The organism is Ruegeria atlantica (assembly GCF_013033965.1).
GTDB lineage: Bacteria > Pseudomonadota > Alphaproteobacteria > Rhodobacterales > Rhodobacteraceae > Ruegeria > Ruegeria atlantica_D.
In genome coordinates this window covers 24,505-44,173 of record NZ_WQFE01000012.1, presented here as the reverse complement: position 1 = coordinate 44,173, position 19,669 = coordinate 24,505, and the positions used below count along the sequence as shown (strand labels likewise).

Below are 19,669 nucleotides of genomic sequence, written 5' to 3'. Positions count from 1 at the left end.
CGGGCTTCGGTCCGGGGCTCCACCGGAAAAGATCGACGGGCCGCGCGCCCGTTTTTTTGTGCCCGACTGACAGGGTAGAGTACCAGATGACAAACGACCTGATAGCCAAAGCAGCCATCGACCGGCGACTGGCCGAGATACTGATCCCCGTGATCGAGGATCTGGGATATGAACTCGTGCGTATTCGGCTGATGAGCGGCAAGCAGACCACGCTGCAGATCATGGCAGACAAACCTGATGGCGGTATCGAAGTCGATGACTGCGCCGAGATTTCAAACGCGGTCAGCGCTACGCTGGATGTCGAGGATCCGATCCTTGACGCCTATACGCTGGAAGTGTCCAGCCCCGGCATCGACCGCCCTCTGACCCGGCTCAAGGACTTTGAGATGTTCGAAGGGTACGAGGCCAAGATTGAGACCGCTGAACTGATCGACGGACGCCGCCGCTTCAAGGGTGAACTGGCCGGGACCGAGGGGGATGAGGTTCTGATCAATATTCCTGAAGGGGACGAGACGATTACCATTGGTCTGCAATTCGACTGGCTGAGCGATGCCAAGCTGGTCCTGACCGATGACCTGATCAAGGAAATGCTGCGCCAGCGCAAAGACGCCGGTGCCCTGAACGAAAACGCTTTCGACGAGATTGAGACCGAAGGGTCCGAAGAGGAGACGAACTGATGGCAATCACCTCAGCCAACCAGCTGGAGCTGCTGCAGACCGCCGAGGCCGTGGCCCGCGAAAAGATGATCGACCCCGGTCTGGTTGTCGAAGCGATGGAAGAATCGCTCGCCCGCGCCGCCAAGAGCCGCTACGGCGCCGAGATGGACATCCGCGTCAGCATCGATCGCAAGACCGGCAAGGCCACCTTCACCCGCGTCCGCACCGTGGTCGAGGACGAAGAGTTGGAGAACTATCAGGCCGAGATGACCGTCGAACAGGCCAAGCAGTATATGGAAGCGCCTGAGGTTGGTGACGTCTTCGTCGAAGAAGTTCCTCCGGTTGAAATGGGCCGTATCGCTGCGCAGTCCGCCAAGCAGGTGATTCTACAAAAAGTCCGCGAAGCCGAACGCGACCGTCAGTACGAAGACTTCAAAGATCGCGCAGGCACCATCATCAACGGTGCGGTCAAGCGTGAAGAGTTTGGCAACGTCATCGTTGATTTGGGCGGCGCCGAAGCCGTTCTGCGTCGCAATGACAAGATCGGTCGCGAAAGCTATCGTCCGAATGACCGTGTGCGTGCCTACATCAAAGAGGTCCGTCGCGAAGTGCGTGGCCACCAGATCTTCCTGTCGCGCACCGCGCCGGAATTCATGGCCGAGCTGTTCAAGATGGAAGTGCCCGAAATCTATGACGGCATCATCGAGGTCAAGGCTGTCGCCCGTGACCCCGGTTCGCGCGCCAAGATCGCCGTTATTTCCTATGATGGCTCCATTGACCCTGTCGGTGCCTGCGTTGGTATGCGCGGCAGCCGCGTGCAGGCCGTCGTGAACGAGCTGCAGGGCGAAAAGATCGACATCATTCCCTGGAATGAAGATCAACCGACCTTCCTGGTGAACGCGCTGCAGCCTGCTGAGGTTTCCAAGGTGGTTCTGGATGAAGAAGCCGGAAAAATCGAGGTTGTGGTTCCCGAGGAACAGCTTTCGCTGGCCATCGGTCGCCGCGGTCAGAACGTGCGTCTGGCCAGCCAGCTGACCAATCTGGACATCGACATCATGACCGAGGCCGAAGAATCGGCGCGTCGTCAGAAAGAATTCGAAGCCCGGACCCAGCTGTTCATGGACAGCCTGGATCTGGATGAGTTCTTTGCCCAGTTGCTGGTATCCGAAGGCTTCACCAACCTCGAAGAGGTAGCCTATGTGGAAATCGAAGAACTGCTGGTGATCGACGGCGTTGACGAGGGGACCGCGCAAGAGCTGCAGACGCGTGCGCGCGAATTCCTCGAAGCACAAGCCAAAGCCGCATTGGAAAGTGCCCGTGCGCTGGGCGCCGAGGACAGCCTCATTGAATTTGAAGGCCTGACACCCCAGATGGTTGAGGCATTGGCCAAGGATGACGTGAAGACTTTGGAAGACTTCGCCACTTGCGCTGATTGGGAATTGGCCGGCGGCTGGACAACGGTCGATGGCGAGCGAATCAAGGATGATGGTGTTCTGGAGCCTTTCGGCGTGACGCTGGAAGAGGCGCAGGATCTGGTCATGACCGCTCGGATCATGCTGGGCTGGGTCGATCCGGCTGAGTTGGAGCAAGCTGAAGAAGACAGCGAAGTAACCGAAGAGGAGGCCGAAGCCTGATCTCAGGCTTCGGGTGGCGCGTATGGGTCGCGGTGGCGTCCATAAGGATCGGTCCGAGGGACCTGAACGCAAGTGCATCGCCACGGGCGAGATTCAACCTAAGTATGGGTTGATACGTTTTGTAGCGGGGCCGGACGGTCAGGTCTTTCCGGATGTCGCGGCAAAACTGCCGGGACGTGGCGTTTATGTTTCGGCGGAACGCAGTGCCTTGGACAAAGCCGTTGGTAAAAAGTTGTTTGCGCGCGGATTCAAGGCGCAGGTAAGCGTGCCAAAAGGTCTTGCGGACGACGTTGAACGTCAGGTTGCACGTCGCGTGATCGAGTTGGTGAGCCTTGCGCGAAAATCCGGTGACGCGGTCGCCGGCTATGAAAAGGTCAAGACGTGGCTGGACCGGGAAGAGGCCCAGGTACTGATGCAAGCCTCTGATGGTTCGGGGCGCGGCAAGTCGAAACTCAGCACGCCGCACTTCGGAAAGTACATCGGTTGGCTGACGGCGGACGAGTTGGGACAGGCATTTGGGCGCCAAACCGTGATTCATGCGGCGCTGGCCTCTGGCGGACTCGCCAAACGTGTTGTAGAGGAAGCGCAGCGCCTGCGTGGCTTGCGCGAAACGGATGACGGCGGCAGGGGCCGCGCGGAAGGGTAAGAAGCTTTATGAGCGATAATGACGGCAAAAAGACATTGGGTCTTCGTGGCGGGGCACGCCCCGGAAATGTGAAACAGAGTTTCAGCCACGGACGTACCAAGAATGTCGTGGTGGAAACCAAACGCAAACGCGTGGTGGTTCCCAAGCCGGGTGCTGGCAAACCGGGTGGCGGAGCAACGCCTTCGGGTGATCCGTCGCGCCGCCCTGCCGGGATTTCCGATGCGGAAATGGCCCGCCGGATGAAGGCGCTTCAGGCCGCCAAGGCCCGTGAGGTCGAAGAGACCGCCGCCCGTGAAGCAGCGGAAAAGGCGCGTGAAGAAGAACGCGCCCGTCGTCGCGCGGAACAAGAGGCCAAGGAACGCGAACAGCGCGAGGCCGAGGAAAAGGCACGGGCCAAGGCCGAAGAAGAAGAACGCAAGCGCAAAGAGGCAGAAGAAGCTGCCAAGCGTGCTGCTGCGGCGCCGGCGCCGGCAGAACCCAAAGCGGCGCGCAGCCCGGCGAGCAAACCTGCACCTGCAGCCACACCGCGCAAACAGGACCGGGAACGCGAACAGCGCGGTCGTGGTAAAGGGCGCGACGACAACCGCCGTTCGGGCAAGTTGACTCTTGGTCAGGCTACCGGGGGTGAAGGAAACCGTCAGCGTTCGATGGCCGCGATGAAGCGCAAGCAGGAGCGGGCGCGTCAGAAAGCCATGGGCGGTACCGTCGAGCGGGAAAAGGTGATCCGTGACGTTCAGTTGCCCGAGGCAATCGTGGTCTCGGAACTGGCCAACCGTATGGCCGAGCGTGTGGCTGACGTGGTCAAATCGCTGATGCAGATGGGCATGATGGTCACGCAGAACCAGACCATCGACGCCGATACTGCCGAGCTGATCATCGAAGAGTTTGGCCACAAGGTCACCCGTGTCTCTGATTCGGATGTTGAGGACGTCATCAAAGAAGTCGAAGACAGCGAAGACGATCTGCAGCCGCGTCCGCCGGTCATCACCATCATGGGTCACGTTGACCACGGTAAGACCTCGCTGCTGGATGCGATTCGCGATGCACGCGTTGTGGCCGGTGAGGCCGGGGGTATTACCCAGCATATCGGCGCCTATCAGGTGAAAACCGACGGCGGCACCACGCTGACCTTCCTGGATACACCGGGCCACGCGGCCTTTACCTCAATGCGTTCGCGCGGGGCTCAGGTCACGGATATCGTGGTTCTGGTGGTTGCTGCTGATGACGCGGTGATGCCGCAGACGATCGAGGCGATCAACCACGCCAAAGCGGCTGAGGTCCCGATGATCGTGGCGATCAACAAGGTCGACAAGCCGGATGCGAACCCGGACAAGGTGCGCACCGATCTGCTGCAGCACGAAGTGATCGTTGAGAAAATGTCGGGTGAGGTTCAGGACGTCGAAGTCTCGGCCATTACTGGTCAGGGTCTGGATGAGCTGCTGGAAGCCATTGCGCTGCAATCCGAAATTCTGGAGCTGAAAGCCAACCCGAATCGCGCCGCCCAGGGTGCCGTGATCGAGGCGCAGCTGGATGTGGGTCGCGGTCCCGTGGCCACCGTTCTGGTTCAGAACGGGACGCTGCACCAGGGCGACATCTTCGTTGTGGGTGAGCAGTACGGTAAGGTCCGTGCGCTGATCAATGACAAGGGTGAACGCGTCAAGGAAGCTGGACCCTCGGTCCCGGTCGAAGTTCTGGGTCTGAATGGTACACCCGAAGCGGGTGACGTTCTGAACGTGACCGAGACCGAAGCGCAGGCCCGTGAGATCGCTGAATACCGCGAGCAAGCCGCCAAGGACAAACGCGCTGCCGCTGGTGCCGCGACAACCCTTGAGCAGCTGATGCAGAAGGCAAAGGAAGACGAAAACGTCACCGAGCTGCCGATCCTGATGAAAGCGGACGTGCAGGGTTCGGCCGAGGCCATCGTTCAGGCGATGGAAAAAATCGGCAACGACGAAGTGCGCGTACGCGTGCTGCATTCGGGCGTCGGTGCAATCACCGAGACGGATGTCGGCCTGGCCGAGGCTTCGGGCGCACCGATCTTTGGCTTCAACGTGCGTGCCAACGCATCGGCGCGGAACACCGCGAACCAGAAGGGTGTTGAGATCCGCTATTACTCGGTGATCTACGATCTGGTCGACGATGTGAAGGCAGCCGCATCCGGTCTGCTGAGCGCGGAGATCCGCGAGAAGTTCATCGGTTACGCCGAGATCCGCGAAGTCTTCAAGGTCACCGGCGTTGGCAAGGTTGCCGGCTGTTTGGTCACCGAAGGCGTGGCCCGTCGTTCCGCAGGCGTCCGCCTGCTGCGCGACAACGTGGTGATCCACGAAGGCACGCTGAAGACCCTGAAGCGCTTCAAGGACGAGGTGGCTGAGGTTCAGTCGGGTCAGGAATGCGGTATGGCGTTCGAGAACTACGACGATATCCGCGCAGGCGACGTGATCGAGATCTTCGAGCGCGAAGAAGTCACCCGCACGCTGGACTGATCTGGGAAACAACTGAAACAACAAAAGCGGCTCCTACGAGCCGCTTTTTTCTTGTGAGACGCCATGGTCTTTGGCTTTCTGAATTTAGATTGAAAGTCAGTGCCTTACAATTTTTAAGACCTATGGTTTTCCATCCGATCCTTTGGAATCCTAGAGGCACACTTATTTGCAGCGCCGCCATATTCGCTCCACAATTCGCTCGCCTTATAAGTGATACCCCGTCACTTGATTCAATGTTTCGTTTAGGAAGACTAAGAGATGCTTCGCAATCTTTTCAAACCCCGCCAACACCGGCATGAAATATTTGTTCCTGCATCTGTGCTCGCACCGGAAGCAGAAGAATACGCTCTCGTCGGCTCAGTTGTCAGCTGGGTGAACGCCGCGCGTGATCGGGGTGCCTATTCTGCGGATGAGATCGCGGAGGAAGCTCCACAGGTGTACTATGCCGATTATTACTACGCACAGGTGTGCAATGGGGGTCATTCCCAATTCCGGCACAATTCACGGATGGATCCCATGACCCTAGCTCATGCGCAGAATGGTCTGAAAAACGCGGGTCTGACTGAGCTGGCGTCATGCTTGGGTGCGCTTATTGAGGCTCCCGGGATCGAAAAGGCCGCTTTGGACGCTCTGGATTCTCGGTTTTACGCTGCGTATTCAGACTACCACGCAAAGATAAACGCATGGCTTCAGCCTCGCATAAAAGTGGTGCCGGATGGTGACTACCCTGTGAAGTTGGAACAATTTCTGAAGCTGGATGGCCCCCGAGTTCAACGTTTTCAAGACCGTGAGGCTCTTGGCCTTCAGGCGAAGATTGAGAATGCTCAACTCGCCGGCTATGCACAGGCGGTTTATGAGATGACGGGTGGCCATTTCCTGGGTGTGCGCCCTGGTAGTTTCGCAAGTGTTTTTGGCCAGCAAACAGTGATCTGGGGAATCGCTTTGCGAACCGAGCAGGGAGAAGAGACCGTCTTAAATGGGATGGATGTGGCCGAGAGGTTTCTGCTTGTCCCGAAAATGCCGAAAGAGACGGTGGAAACAGAAGATCAGTTACTTGCCTTGTTTAACTCTGGTCACAATTTGAAGAAAGAAGTCGTAGATCAAAATTGCGAACTGGCACGAACTGAACGTCTGGGCCTGATCGCGGCGCTCTTGCTTGACATGGCGCCTGATCTGTCATCCCAGGATGTTGTCGCTTTGCACCTGATGATCGACAATGACCCTGAAAGAAAAGGGCGCTATGTGATGATCCATTGCGAAGGTCGCCGTGGGCATTTTGTCATTCGTATTGATGATTCCAAATCGATGATCATAAGTCTGGCTGACAAGGCTGCCGTAGCTGTATTGAGCAATCGCGAGGTTAGAAAAGCGCTGCGCCAGTTCGATGCTCGAAATCGTGTCCACTGAACTTAAGCGAGAAAATTGTCATTTGAAGTCAGGTATATGACCAGCACGCTCCTGTGCTGCGCGCGCTTCTGACATCTTCGGCGTTGCTATAGGTGTTCGGTTCGTTGCGGTTTTGTTGATTTGTGATACACGGGCCAAGATTTTCTTTGGTCCAGCACACGCGACTATCGCGACGACGGCAAATATGTCCCCGGATGCATGATGATGTCGAAATGATGCGCCCCCCTCTGCAAGTTAAAACTCACCGAATGGCCCCCCTTGCGCAACGCCTCGGCGTAGTCTCGACTTTGGCGGATGAATTCGGGCGTGTCCCGTTCCGCCACGGTCACGCTATAACGCGGGCCGGGGCGGGGCAGGTGCAGGATAGGTGACAGATCGTGTATCTCAACGGGCGTCAGTTTCAGGGGATCATTCACCGAGGTTAGACTGATCGGTTCCAAGTCATAGATGCCACTGATCAGGATCACATCCCGCACGCGCAGTCCTGCGCGGGCCAATGCATCGGCGGAGGTCGCCATCACCATCGCCACCAGATGCGCCCCGGCGCTGTGCCCCGAAAGGGTGATCCGCGATGGATCGAACCCCAGATTGAAGGCATTCGCCGCCAGCCACAAAAGCGCATCACGGCACTCTTCGATCATGTCCCCAATGCGGGCATCCGGGGCCAGCGTGTAGTTCAGCGTGGCAAAGGATTGCTCGGCCTCAATCATTGCCGGGGCCATCATCGCAGAGTCGCGCTGGCTGAGCGCCTGCCAATACCCTCCGTGGACAAAGATATGCAGCGGCGCGCCTGTTCCTTTCGCGGGAAAGAAATCCAGCACTTGTGTCGGAGCTTCGCCATAGGCGAGGTTCTCCTTCACTTTCATCTGCGCCCGGTGCTGCGCGCTGAGCGCGGTGTAGCTGTCCAGATACGGCGTCAGATCACCACCGATCATCGAACTGGGAGAGTATTCACGCTCTAGCTCATCCTGAGAAAACCCCCGATACAGCATTGCCTACTCCTGCCCTGCATACATCAATTCGGTGCGCACGTCGTAGAGGTCATGGAAGAACCTCAATTCCAGTGCTTTACGCAGAAAGGACACGCCGCTGGACCCTCCGGTGCCGGGTTGGTTACCGATCACGCGCTCCACGGCTGTGACATGGTCAAAACGCCAGCGCTGGAACAAGGATTCCACATCCATCAGCTTTTCGGCCAGAGCATACAGATCCCAGTGCTTTTCTGTGTTTCGGAACACCTGCACCCAGATTTTCACGATACGCGGATCGCCTGAATAGGGTTGTGAATAGTCCCGATCCAGTAGCTCTTGCGGAACGTCGAATCCTTGGCGCGCCAGCATATGCAACACCTCGTCATATAGCGAAGGTTTCGTCAGAGCGGCGTTAAGAACCTCCATGACCTCTGCGTCATGTTCGTGCACCTTCAAGGTCGAGGCGTCCTTGTTGCCCAGAATGAACTCGATCTGGCGATAGCCATAGCTTTGGAATCCCGAAGAACTTCCAAGTGCTTGTCGAAATGTCATGTAATCGGCGGGCGTCATGGTCAGCAGGGTTTCCCACGCCGTGATCAATTGGCGCTGAATTGCTTTGACCCGATCAAGGTTCTTCATCACCGGACCGAAGTCATCCTGTTGCAGAAACCGGCGAACCTCGACCAGCTGGTGGTGCATCAGTTTCAGCCACAACTCGCTGACCTGATGGATGATGATGAACAGCATCTCATCCGGCTGCGCGGGGTTCTGAAAGGTCTTTTGCAGGTTCAGCAGCGTCTTAAGCTGCAGAAAATCACCATAGCTCTTGCGATGGGTTTCCGTGAAATCGGTGACCAGAGTGTCTTCGATTCCACGCTCAAGATACCTGTCCTTGTCGCCCATTTGCTCCTCCAAACGCATGAGTTCATCCCTGTTTAGGGTCTGATCCTGCGTAATTCCAGAGCGTTAAGTCCAGTCCAGAACAACCTTGCCAGATTGACCCGATTTCATTGCTGAAAACCCTTGGGCAAATTCATCAACACCAAAGCGATGTGTAATGACGCGACTGACGTCCAGGCCGTTCTGCAGCATGGCGATCATCTTGTACCAGGTCTCAAACATCTCACGCCCATAGACGCCCTTGATGGTGATCGCCTTGAACACGATACGCGACCAATCCACCGGAGATTTCCCGGGCGGGATGCCCAGCAGAGCGATCTTGCCGCCCATCACCAGCGCCTCGACCATCTGGTCCAGCGCGATTTGCGAGCCGGACATCTCAAGACCAACGTCGAAGCCTTCTTTCATGCCCAGTTCTGCGATCACATCCTGCAGCTCTTCTTTGCTGACATCGACTGTTCGCACAGTCGGCACCACATGTTCAGCCAGCGTCAGGCGGTCGGGATTGATATCCGTGATGACCACATGCCGCGCGCCAGCATGGCGGGCGACGGCGGCGGCCATGATCCCAATCGGTCCTGCACCGGTGATCAGCACATCCTCACCCAGCAGATCAAAGCTGAGCGCGGTGTGAACTGCGTTGCCCAAGGGATCAAGGATCGCTCCGATTTCATCCGGCACATCTTCGGGCAGGGGTACCACATTGAATGCCGGTAGTTTAAGGTACTGGGCGAAAGCGCCCTGTTCGTTCACCCCAATACCCCGCGTACCCGGGTCAAGATGGAACTTGCCCGCCCGGCTTTGGCGGCTGTCAGTTGTGATCAGATGGCCCTCGCCAGAACAACGCTGGCCGATCTCAAGACCGGTGACATTGCGGCCGATCTCAACGATCTCACCCGCGAATTCGTGGCCGGTGATCATCGGGATCGGCACCGTGGCTGCGGCCCAGTCATCCCAGTTCCAGATATGGATGTCGGTCCCGCAGATGCCGGTTTTGTTGATGCGGATCAGAACCTCATCCTCGGTAATCTCGGGCACCGGGGCCTGGACCATCCACAGACCTTCCTCGGGTTTGGACTTTTCCAGAGCTTTCATCGTGTTGGGTCGCATCAGATCACTCCCAGTTCTTTGCCGACCTTACCAAAGGCGGTCAGTGCACGGTCCAATTCATCCTTTGTTAGAGCCGCATTCATCTGCGTTCTGATCCTTGCCTGCCCGCGCGGGACGACCGGGAAAAAGAAGCCCGAGACATAGACGCCTTCATCAAACAGGCGCGATGCCATGTCCTGCGCCAGCGTGGCCTCACCCAGCATGACCGGGATGATCGGGTGCTCGCCGGGCAGCAGATCAAAGCCCAGCTTTTCAAGTCCTGCGCGCCAGTACTTGGCGTTTCCGAACAGTTGGGCACGCAGTATGTCGCCATCTTCGACCAAACGGATCGCCTCAAGACCTGCGGCGACGATGGAGGGCGGCAGCGAGTTGGAGAACAGATAAGGCCGAGCCCGCTGCCGCAGCAGATCGATCACTGGCTGCGGCCCGGCGATGTAACCGCCGATTGCCCCCCCAAGTGCCTTGCCCAAAGTTCCAGTCAGAATGTCCACGTCAACACCGAAATGATCCGGTGTACCCGCGCCGTTCGGCCCCATAAAGCCGGTGGCGTGGCAGTCATCGACCATGACGATGGCATCATATTTATCGGCCAACTCGCGAATTTTCGGCAGGTTGGCCAGGTAACCGTCCATCGAGAAGACGCCGTCGGTCGCGATCATAATATGCCGCGCTCCATCCTCGCGCGCCTGTTTCAACCAGGCCTCAAGGTCGTTCATGTCGTTGTTCAGATAGCGATAGCGCTTCGCCTTGCACAGCCGCACCCCGTCGATGATCGAGGCGTGGTTCAGACTGTCTGAGATGATGGCGTCTTCAGGTCCTAACAAGGGCTCAAAGAGCCCCCCATTGGCATCGAAACAAGCTGCAAACAGGATCGCATCGTCCTTGTTCAAGAACTTCGCCAGCTTCTGTTCCAACTCGCGGTGAATGTCCTGCGTGCCGCAGATAAACCGGACCGAGGCCATGCCGAACCCTTTCGGTCGCATCGCGCCCTTAGCGGCGTCGATCAGCGCGGGATGATCGGCTAGACCCAGATAGTTGTTGGCGCACAGGTTGATCACCTGTTTGTCGCCCACAGTAATCTCACCGCCCTGAGGCGAGGTGATCATTCGTTCGCGTTTATACAGACCCTCAGATTCAATCTGCGCAAGGGTGTCCGAGATGTGGGACAGGAATGCATCGGCCATGGCGGTCTCCGGTTTATATGAGTCGCGTATCTAACATAACGGACATAATTCCCAAATGGGGGAATTACAATATACGGGAAGGAAATCCGTGAAGGCGGATTCTTGCCAGAGTCAGGCGTTTTTGACGATCAGGAATACGCGCGCCGGCTCGCTGGCGACGATCGAATGAGCAATGTCCGCTGAATAGCGCGCCGTATCACCTTGTTTCAGGTCGCTGATTGCGGATCCTGAGGTTACGCGAACCGCGCCTTCCAGCACGGTCAGTTGCTCACGTGCTCCACGCGCATGGGGCTGGCTGTTCAGTGCGCCGTCTTTGTCGAATTCAATGTCGTAGACCTCGTGACCACCTGCCTCTTCGGGTGGTGACAGAATGCGAATCCGGCAGTTTTGGCCCATGTTGTCGATGCTGGGCACCTCAGATTTCCTAAGGACTTCGATCTGGTCCGTGTTTTTTGCATCTTCCAGCAAGCCTGCGAAATCCACCTGCAAAGCACGGGTCAGGTTCCATAGGGTCGAGATTGTGGGGCTGCTTTCGCCGCGTTCGATCTGGCTGACCATGGATCTGGATACACCGCTGAGGTTTGCCACGGCTTCAAGCGACAGGCCCTTGGCGCGGCGCGCCTCTTTCAGGCGGGCGGGCAGGCGTGTCAGGATATCGTCTGGGTTTTCCGTCATGACGGAATCTCATGCGCTTTTGCCTGTCGGATGTCAATTCTGCTTGTGACGGTACGTTCCATGGGACAGCCTGATTCCGCAGATGCATAGTGCCGCCAAATCCCAAAAGGAGGAGAGACATGAAAGACATCGTGATTCTTGATGGTGCCCGCACGGCGATCGGCACTTTTGGCGGGGCGTTGGCCTCAACAGCGCCAATAGATCTTGCGACCGTTGTGACCGAGGCCGCGATGGAGAAATCCGGGGTCGAGCCGACACAGATCGGCAACGTGGTTTTTGGTCATGTCATCAATACCGAGCCACGCGATATGTACCTGTCGCGTGCTGCCGCCAAACAGGCGGGCATTCCGAACGAAACGCCTGCTATGAATGTGAACCGTCTGTGTGGTTCTGGTGCGCAGGCGATTGTGTCCGCAGTGCAGTCTCTGATGCTGGGCGATGCGGAGTTTGCTGTGGCCGGAGGTGCCGAGAGCATGTCGCGCAGCCCCTACATCATGCCTCAGGCGCGCTGGGGGGCGAAGATGGGGGATGTTAAGTCACTCGATATGATGCTTGGCGCGCTCAACTGTCCATTTGGTACGGGTCACATGGGTGTGACGGCCGAAAACGTAGCAGATGAACACCAGATCACACGCGAGCAGATGGATGAATTTGCTCTGGCCAGCCAAACCCGTGCAGCAGAAGCAATTGGGGCTGGCTTTTTCGAAAGCCAGATCGCGCCAGTGCAGGTCAAAGTCAAACGCGACATGGTTGATTTCATGGTCGACGAGCACCCCAAGCAGACCTCGGTCGAGGCGCTTGCTGGATTGCGTCCTGCGTTCAAGAAAGACGGACGGGTAACGGCCGGGAATGCGTCGGGCATTAACGACGGTGCGGCTGCGATGGTTTTGGCCACGGCAGAGGCCGCCGAGAAAGCGGGTCTGAAACCCAAAGCGCGCATTCTGGGATATGGTCACGCCGGTGTTCGACCCGAGGTTATGGGGATCGGACCGGTTCCGGCCGTTCAGAACCTGTTGGAGCGCACGGGCCTATCGATCGAGGATTTTGATGTGATCGAAAGCAATGAGGCCTTCGCATCACAAGCCTTGGCGGTGAACAAGGAATTGGGTCTGGATGCGGCAAAAGTGAACCCGAACGGGGGCGCAATTGCTTTGGGGCATCCGGTCGGGGCAACAGGCGCAATCATCACCCTTAAGGCGTTGTACGAGTTGGAACGCATCGGCGGGTCCAAAGGCTTGGTCACCATGTGCATCGGCGGCGGACAAGGCATTGCCATTGCCTTTGAACGGCTCTGATTCGGATTGGGCAGGGGGGCTGTCTGCCTCCCGTCGCGTCTAAACGCGATTCCCCCCCGAGGATATTTTTGGCCAGATGAAGCTGACGGACTGGATTTAAGTGAAGGCCGTCAGGATTAGGACAATTACGGCACCGGCGGCGGCCCCGATGGTTGCAGAGAGAATCGCTGTCGGCAGTCCTTTGTTCTGGGCATCATCCTTCTGCGTCTGAGCGATCAGCGCATTCTCCACCAAAGCAGGCAGGCGGGGCCCAAAGCGGGCCAATACCAATGCCGTTTTGCCAAAGTCGCGCAGGGCCGCGCGGGGGCCGATGGATTGCTTGATGTAGTCTTCAACAACTGGCCGGGCGACCTCCCAGATGTTGATATGTGGGTCCAGTGACCGCGCGACGCCTTCGACAACCACCATTGTGCGCTGCAGCAGGATCAGTTCTGTGCGGGTCTCCATGCCGAACCGTTCTGTCACCTCGAACAGGTAATTCAGCAGGCGGCCCATCGAGATACGCGTCGCGTCCATGCCAAAGATCGGCTCTCCGACTGCGCGCAGGGCACGGGCGAATTCATCGACATCCTGATTTGCGGGGACATAGCCAGCCTCGAAATGCACTTCGGCCACGCGTTTATAATCGCGGCGGATAAAGCCAAAGAGGATCTCGGCGTACACACGGCGGGTGTATTCGTCGATATGGCCCATGATGCCGTAGTCATAGGCGATGATGTCCCCGTTGGCCGCGACCTTCAGGTTGCCCTGATGCATGTCGGCGTGGAAGAAGCCATCGCGCAGTGCGTGCAGCAGGAATAGGCGCAGGACGCGTTCCGCGAGGTCTCGGCGGTCGTGCCCGGCGGCGTCCAGCGCGGCGTTCTCGCCCAGCGGAATACCGTCGGCCCAACTGAGTGTCATGACCCGGCGAGCGGACAGGGACCACACGACCGGCGGCAACCAGAACCCGGCATCGTCCTTGGTGTTGGCCGCATATTCAGAAGCGGCAGCGCTTTCCAGGCGCAGGTCAAGTTCACCGCGTACGACCCCGTCGAAATGTTCGATCACTTCCATGGGCCGCAGTCTGCGCGCGCCGGGAGCGAAGAGTTGCACGATGCGTGCGGCGAAATAGAACGCGTCCACATCCTTGCGGAACGCGCGCTCGATACCGGGACGCAGAACTTTAACGGCCACGTCTTCGCCGGTGCTGACCAGTTTGGCCTTGTGAACCTGAGCGATTGAGGCCGCAGCGATGGGTTCACTGAAATCGCTGAACATTTCGGAAAGCGGCTGGCCCAGCTCCTTTTCCACCTCTGCCATTGCTTCGGCCCGGGAGAACGGCGGCAGCTTGTCCTGCAGCACGCGCAGTTGTTCGGCCAGTTCGTCGCCCACCACGTCGGGTCGGGTTGACAGAACCTGACCAAACTTGATGTAGGCCGGTCCAAGTGCGGTCAGCGCGCGTGTGGCGGGGGGCATTTCCGGATCGCCCTTGTAGCCCAGCCATTGGAACGGTTTGCCCAACGCATGTGCCAGAAACCGCAACGCGCGCGGCGCTTCGAACGCATCCAGCACGACGTTCATTGCCCCTGTGCGCTCAAGCGTTGCGCCTGTGCGGATCAGGCGGATAATGTTGTGAGGGCCGCGCATCTAAATTTTCCAGCCGGAATGCAGCGCAGCGATGCCCATGCTCAAGTTGCGGTACTTGGCGTTTTCAAAACCGGCAGTGCGGACCATGCTCAGGAATGTCTCCTGATCGGGGAACTTGCGGATCGATTCGACCAGGTACTGATAGCTGTCGTAGTCATTGGCAATCAGCTTGCCCATGCGCGGGATGACATTGAAGCTGTAGAGGTCATAGAGTTTTTGCAGCCCGTCATTCGGCAATTGGCTGAATTCCAGCACCATCAGGCGACCGCCGGGCTTCAAGACACGAAACGCTTCGTTCAGCGCCTCTTGCGGGCGGGTTACGTTCCGGATGCCGAATGAGATCGTGTAAACGTCAAACGTGTTGTCGTCGAAGGGCAGTGACATCGCATCACCAACGACCCAGTTCAAGCTGTCGGCCATCTGATCAGCCTCTGCGCGCTGTCGGCCTTCGACCAGCATCGGTTCGGTCAGGTCCAGCACGGTGGCATGGCCATAGCCCGCGCGTTTTAGAAAACGGAACGAGATGTCTCCGGTGCCACCTGCGACATCCAACAGGCGCTGGCCGGGACGCGGTGCAAGCCAGTCCATCATCGCGTCTTTCCAGACCCGGTGAATGCCCATCGACATGACATCGTTCATCACGTCGTATTTCGAGGCGACCGAGTTAAACACGCCCTGCACGCGCCCGGCCTTTTCAGCCTCGCGGACGGTTTCAAACCCGAAATGAGTGGTCTTGTCGCTGTTGTCGGACATTTGCCTTGCCGTTTGTCGAATTTCGCCTCTGTTATAGGGCTCTGGAACCGGGGCACAATGCGGCCCTTTGAATTAGGAGCCCTCTAATGCCCGAATTGCCCGAGGTCGAGACAGTAAGACGCGGCCTGAGCCCTGCGATGGAGGGCGTGGTGATCGAAAAGGCGGATGTGAATCGCCCTGATCTGCGCTGGCCCTTCCCGGAACGGATGGCCGCGCGGTTGACCGGGCAAACGGTTCAGCGATTGCGTCGGCGGTCGAAATACATACTTGCCGACCTCAGCAGCGGTGAGACATTGCTGATTCATCTCGGCATGTCGGGTCGGATGACTGTATCAGGTGACCCATTAGGGCAATTCGCACACGAACATCCGATGCCCGAAAAACATGACCATGTGGTCTTTCACATGGCCAATGGCGCGCGGATTACGTTCAATGATCCGCGCCGGTTCGGTGCGATGGACCTGTTGCAGACAGAAACGGCAGAGGACCACAAACTGCTGTCGGTTCTTGGGCCGGAACCTTTGGGCAATGATTTTCACGAGCAACACCTGATTGATGCGTTTCGCGGCAAGAACACTCCGGTCAAATCCGCGTTGCTTGATCAGGGAATCGTTGCGGGATTGGGCAATATCTACGTTTGCGAGGCGCTTTATCGCGGCCGAGTGTCGCCACGTCGCAAGGCCGGACAAATTTCTTCAGCGCGTGTTGCAGCTTTGGTTCCGATCATCCGGAAAGTGTTGCAAGACGCGATTGAGGCGGGTGGATCATCCCTACGGGATTTCCGCCAAGCTGATGGAGAACTTGGATATTTTCAGCACAGCTTTGACGTCTATGGCCGTGAGGGACAGCCTTGCAAGACCGAAGGTTGTGGTGTGCCGATCAAAAGAATCACCCAGTCCGGTCGCTCATCCTTCTACTGTGCGCAATGCCAAAGATAACTTGATCCAGCAAATTCGCGTGGTAAGGAATCGTACCTGAACGGAACAACCGGAAGCTTACACCTCATGGCTTTTGAGACGATCATCGTCGAAATCGAAGACCACGTCGCCCTTATCAAGCTCGACAGACCCGATGCGCTGAATGCGCTGAACTCACAGCTGGCTCAGGAACTGTGCGCCGCATTGGAAGATGCGGATAGCAACGACAAGGTGCGCTGCATCGTCATCACCGGGTCGGACAAAGCGTTCGCGGCAGGTGCGGACATCAAGGAAATGTCCGAGATGAGCTTTGTGGATGTCTACAGCTCGAACCTGTTTGGTTCGTTGAATGATCGCGTTTGCGCGATCCGCAAGCCGATCATAGCGGCCGTTGCGGGCTATGCGCTGGGCGGCGGATGCGAGCTGGCGATGTTGTGCGATTTCATCATTGCCGCGGACACCGCCAAATTCGGCCAGCCCGAGATCAACCTTGGCGTCATTGCAGGGTTGGGCGGAAGCCAGCGTCTGACGCGGTTTGTTGGCAAGTCCAAATCCATGGACATGAACCTGACCGGCCGTTTTATGGACGCCGAAGAGGCCGAGCGTTCCGGGCTTGTCAGCCGCGTTGTGCCCGCCAAAAAGCTGATGGACGAGGCGATGGGCGCGGCCCAAAAGATTGCAGAGAAATCCCAGCTGTCCGCGATGGCGGCCAAGGAATCGGTGAACCGCAGCTATGAGTTGCCACTGAGCGAAGGCATGTTGTTTGAACGCCGTGTGTTCCACTCGATGTTCGCGACAGAGGATCAGAAGGAAGGCATGGCCGCGTTCCTGGAAAAGCGCGCCGCGCAATTCCGCGACAAATAACCGGTACCCTGATCCAATCGAATCCGGCGGGCTTTTGCCCGCCTTTTTCATACCTGACACGCACGGCGAAAGAATCGGCTTGGCAAACCGGGCCAACTTGGATAGTAAGCGCCGCTATACATGCGCGTGCGGCCCGCTTGGCCCGACTCACACTCGTGATTTCTGATCCGGTGCGGATATTCCGTGGCGCGCAACCCTAGATAACGTACCGAACCAAAGGTCAGAGACACAGATGGCTAATTCGCCCCAAGCAAAAAAACGCGCTCGTCAGAACGAAAAGCGTTTCGCAATCAACAAAGCACGTCGTTCGCGCATCCGCACCTACCTGCGTAAAGTAGAAGAAGCGATCGCATCCGGCGATAAGGACGCTGCAACCACAGCCCTTCGCGCAGCTCAGCCTGAACTGATGCGCGGCGTCACAAAAGGCGTTTTCCACAAGAACACCGCGTCGCGTAAAATGTCGCGTCTGTCGGCTCGTGTGAAAGCGCTGGGCTAAGGTCCAGGTTGACCTTAGGTCAATCAGACAACGTAAATTGATAAAAAAAGCGCTGCATCCCGCGGCGCTTTTTTTGTGCTGTTGCCGGAAAGCCGCGCCTTCACAAATCCGAGAGATTCTTTCCGCGAAAGATACGAGTCAATATCAGAGTTTCGTTGCCGGATGCCTCGGCCTCTTGCTACCACTGTTACAGCGATTCACTCGCTTGGGGGGACAGGCTGTTCCAACGACCGAACTGACGGGCATCAGAATGGTCAGGAACGAATGTTGGCAACTGGTTTGCTAATCTGCTGCGGTCCTTGGGTCACCAGGGAACCAAGCCCTGTCGAATATGAGATTGCGTTGCGCAACCCTGTTTTCAGGGCGTTTCGGGTATGGAGCGCCGGTTGAAATGGTTGTGCAGACATTCTGAGACACACCCGCCAAACTTCTGCGGTTTGGCGTCGGGTATCCCTTTGCGTGTGAATGCTTAATCCGGGTGACCGGAAAATAGCAATAAGGCCGACAGGCCAATAAAGAATGGGATGCGTGAGGCGCTTAATGACACAAGAGAAATGGGGACTACTACGAAACAAGTTGCTTAAGGCCATCGGGAAAAACAATTACACCACCTGGATCGAACCTCTTGAGTTCCAAGAGTTGCAGGATGGCGTAGCGGTGTTTTCCGTGCCGACAAACTTTATGGGCAACTATGTCAGTCAGAACTTTGCGGATCTCATACTGTATGAGATGAACACCGCGGGGGAAACGGTTCAACGACTGGCCTTCCGCGTCGCTGCCAACTCACCGGCGCGCCCTAAGACAGAGACCGAACCCGAGCCGACAGTTGTGCGGGATGCACCTGTTTCGCCGCAAATGGACGTCGCGAATGACGCGCTTGAATCCTTGCAGGCTGCTCCGCTGGATTCGCGTTTTACCTTCGACAGCTTTGTTGTTGGCAAACCCAACGAATTGGCTCATGCCGCTGCGCGACGTGTCTCTGAGGGCGGTCCCGTTACGTTTAATCCGCTTGTGCTTTATGGCGGCGTCGGTTTGGGTAAGACGCACCTGATGCACGCGATTGCATGGGAGCTGAAAACCAAGCACCCGGAATTGAACGTACTCTATTTGTCGGCGGAACAGTTCATGTATCGCTTTGTCCAAGCCCTGCGCGAACGTCGGATGATGGACTTCAAGCACTTGTTCCGTTCGGTTGACGTGCTGATGGTGGATGATGTCCAGTTCATTGCTGGCAAGGATTCAACGCAGGAAGAGTTCTTTCACACATTCAACGCGCTGGTGGATCAGAACAAGCAGATCATCATCTCGGCCGACCGCGCCCCAGGCGAAATCAAAGATCTTGAGGATCGCGTTAAGTCACGTCTGCAATGTGGTCTGGTTGTCGACCTGCACCCAACCGATTATGAACTGCGTCTGGGCATCCTGCAGAACAAGGTGCAGCAGTACAGCAGAACCTATCCCGATCTGACAATAGCCGATGGTGTTCTGGAATTTCTTGCGCAACGCATTTCGACCAATGTTCGCGTTCTGGAGGGTGCTTTGACCCGTCTGTTTGCGTTCGCCTCGCTGGTGGGTCGCGAGATCGACATGGAGCTGACGCAGGATTGTCTGGCCGATGTTCTGCGCGCGTCGGAGCGCAAGATCACCGTCGAAGAGATTCAGCGTAAAGTGTCGGACTATTACAATATCCGCCTCTCTGACATTATCGGCCCCAAACGCCTGCGGTCCTATGCCCGCCCGCGTCAGGTGGCGATGTATCTGTGCAAGCAGTTGACCAGCCGGTCTCTGCCGGAAATCGGTCGCCGCTTCGGCGGACGTGACCACACCACTGTCATGCACGGCGTCAAACGCATCGAAGAGCTGAAAACCACGGACGGCCAGATCGCGGAAGACGTGGAAATGCTGCGGCGCGCGCTGGAAGCCTGACGTACATCAACCACACACAAGAAAACGCCCCGGACCCTCACGCCCGGGGCGTTTTCTTGTGCGCAATTGTCCACGGTTAGAAATGAACTGTGCCCACCGGGCCACGCGGCCCTTGACCCTTTGGGC

The 19,669-nt window shown here is 57.5% G+C and carries 17 protein-coding genes and 1 pseudogene; 11 read left to right on the top strand and 7 right to left on the bottom strand.

What is annotated here, in order from left to right:
- Positions 1-86 precede the first annotated feature (86 nt).
- From rimP to GOW16_RS18730, 6 genes and pseudogenes are all read left to right on the top strand, one after another.
- On the top strand, positions 87-677 hold the full coding sequence (gene rimP, locus GOW16_RS18750) for a ribosome maturation factor RimP (protein WP_170418211.1): 591 nt from the start codon (positions 87-89) through the stop codon (positions 675-677).
- Entirely contained in the window at positions 677-2,290 is a 1,614-nt protein-coding gene (nusA, locus tag GOW16_RS18745; RefSeq protein WP_170418208.1) for a transcription termination factor NusA, read from the top strand. The genes rimP and nusA overlap by 1 nt, the downstream gene beginning before the upstream one ends.
- 22 nt (positions 2,291-2,312) lie before the next feature.
- A complete protein-coding gene (locus tag GOW16_RS18740; protein WP_170418203.1) occupies positions 2,313-2,936 on the top strand; it encodes an RNA-binding protein in 624 nt (207 codons plus the stop codon).
- An 8-nt stretch (positions 2,937-2,944) separates the two neighbouring features.
- Entirely contained in the window at positions 2,945-5,419 is a 2,475-nt protein-coding gene (infB, locus tag GOW16_RS18735; RefSeq protein ID WP_170418200.1) for a translation initiation factor IF-2, read from the top strand.
- Positions 5,420-5,677: 258 nt separating this feature from the next.
- Positions 5,678-6,100, top strand: a pseudogene (locus GOW16_RS23160) (DMP19 family protein); the annotation flags it as partial.
- Between the two features lie 48 nt (positions 6,101-6,148).
- The gene (locus GOW16_RS18730; protein WP_217354678.1) at positions 6,149-6,826 is read left to right on the top strand and encodes a hypothetical protein; all 678 of its coding nucleotides are present in this window, start codon (positions 6,149-6,151) and stop codon (positions 6,824-6,826) included.
- A 164-nt stretch (positions 6,827-6,990) separates the two neighbouring features.
- Here the strand turns inward: GOW16_RS18730 and GOW16_RS18725 are convergent, their stop codons facing one another.
- The 5 genes from GOW16_RS18725 to GOW16_RS18705 form a co-directional block, all read right to left on the bottom strand.
- Positions 6,991-7,818 carry an alpha/beta hydrolase gene (locus tag GOW16_RS18725; RefSeq protein WP_170418194.1) on the bottom strand — a complete coding sequence of 276 codons (828 nt, stop codon included), beginning with the start codon at positions 7,816-7,818 and terminating at the stop codon, positions 6,991-6,993.
- Positions 7,819-7,821: 3 nt separating this feature from the next.
- A complete protein-coding gene (locus GOW16_RS18720; protein ID WP_254429846.1) occupies positions 7,822-8,718 on the bottom strand; it encodes a tryptophan 2,3-dioxygenase in 897 nt (298 codons plus the stop codon).
- A gap of 45 nt (positions 8,719-8,763) precedes the next feature.
- Positions 8,764-9,792: an L-threonine 3-dehydrogenase gene (tdh, locus tag GOW16_RS18715; RefSeq protein ID WP_170418561.1), complete on the bottom strand. Its 1,029-nt coding sequence runs from the start codon at positions 9,790-9,792 to the stop codon at positions 8,764-8,766.
- A gap of 14 nt (positions 9,793-9,806) precedes the next feature.
- Positions 9,807-10,991 (bottom strand): glycine C-acetyltransferase, encoded by a 1,185-nt coding sequence (locus GOW16_RS18710; RefSeq protein WP_170418191.1) that lies wholly within the window; start codon positions 10,989-10,991, stop codon positions 9,807-9,809.
- A gap of 111 nt (positions 10,992-11,102) precedes the next feature.
- A complete protein-coding gene (locus tag GOW16_RS18705) occupies positions 11,103-11,666 on the bottom strand; it encodes a helix-turn-helix domain-containing protein (protein ID WP_170418188.1) in 564 nt (187 codons plus the stop codon).
- Between the two features lie 119 nt (positions 11,667-11,785).
- Between GOW16_RS18705 and GOW16_RS18700 the strand changes: the two genes are divergently transcribed.
- On the top strand, positions 11,786-12,961 hold the full coding sequence (locus GOW16_RS18700; RefSeq protein WP_170418185.1) for an acetyl-CoA C-acyltransferase family protein: 1,176 nt from the start codon (positions 11,786-11,788) through the stop codon (positions 12,959-12,961).
- Positions 12,962-13,057: 96 nt separating this feature from the next.
- Here GOW16_RS18700 and ubiB read toward each other — a convergent pair whose 3' ends face one another.
- Together ubiB and ubiE are read right to left on the bottom strand one after the other, a co-directional pair.
- Positions 13,058-14,587, bottom strand: coding sequence for a 2-polyprenylphenol 6-hydroxylase (gene ubiB / locus GOW16_RS18695; RefSeq protein ID WP_170418183.1), 1,530 nt, complete (start codon positions 14,585-14,587; stop codon positions 13,058-13,060).
- Positions 14,588-15,340 (bottom strand): bifunctional demethylmenaquinone methyltransferase/2-methoxy-6-polyprenyl-1,4-benzoquinol methylase UbiE, encoded by a 753-nt coding sequence (gene ubiE, locus GOW16_RS18690; RefSeq protein ID WP_170418180.1) that lies wholly within the window; start codon positions 15,338-15,340, stop codon positions 14,588-14,590. It abuts the gene before it with no gap.
- An 86-nt stretch (positions 15,341-15,426) separates the two neighbouring features.
- Here ubiE and mutM point away from each other — a divergent pair, with 86 nt between their 5' ends.
- The 4 genes from mutM to dnaA all read left to right on the top strand — a co-directional run bounded on the left by mutM (position 15,427) and on the right by dnaA (position 19,543).
- Positions 15,427-16,278: a bifunctional DNA-formamidopyrimidine glycosylase/DNA-(apurinic or apyrimidinic site) lyase gene (gene mutM, locus GOW16_RS18685; protein WP_170418177.1), complete on the top strand. Its 852-nt coding sequence runs from the start codon at positions 15,427-15,429 to the stop codon at positions 16,276-16,278.
- Positions 16,279-16,344: 66 nt separating this feature from the next.
- Positions 16,345-17,121: an enoyl-CoA hydratase gene (locus GOW16_RS18680; RefSeq protein ID WP_170418174.1), complete on the top strand. Its 777-nt coding sequence runs from the start codon at positions 16,345-16,347 to the stop codon at positions 17,119-17,121.
- Positions 17,122-17,353: 232 nt separating this feature from the next.
- Positions 17,354-17,617 (top strand): 30S ribosomal protein S20, encoded by a 264-nt coding sequence (gene rpsT, locus GOW16_RS18675; protein WP_170418171.1) that lies wholly within the window; start codon positions 17,354-17,356, stop codon positions 17,615-17,617.
- A 540-nt stretch (positions 17,618-18,157) separates the two neighbouring features.
- Entirely contained in the window at positions 18,158-19,543 is a 1,386-nt protein-coding gene (gene dnaA, locus GOW16_RS18670) for a chromosomal replication initiator protein DnaA (protein WP_170418168.1), read from the top strand.
- Positions 19,544-19,669: the final 126 nt, after the last annotated feature.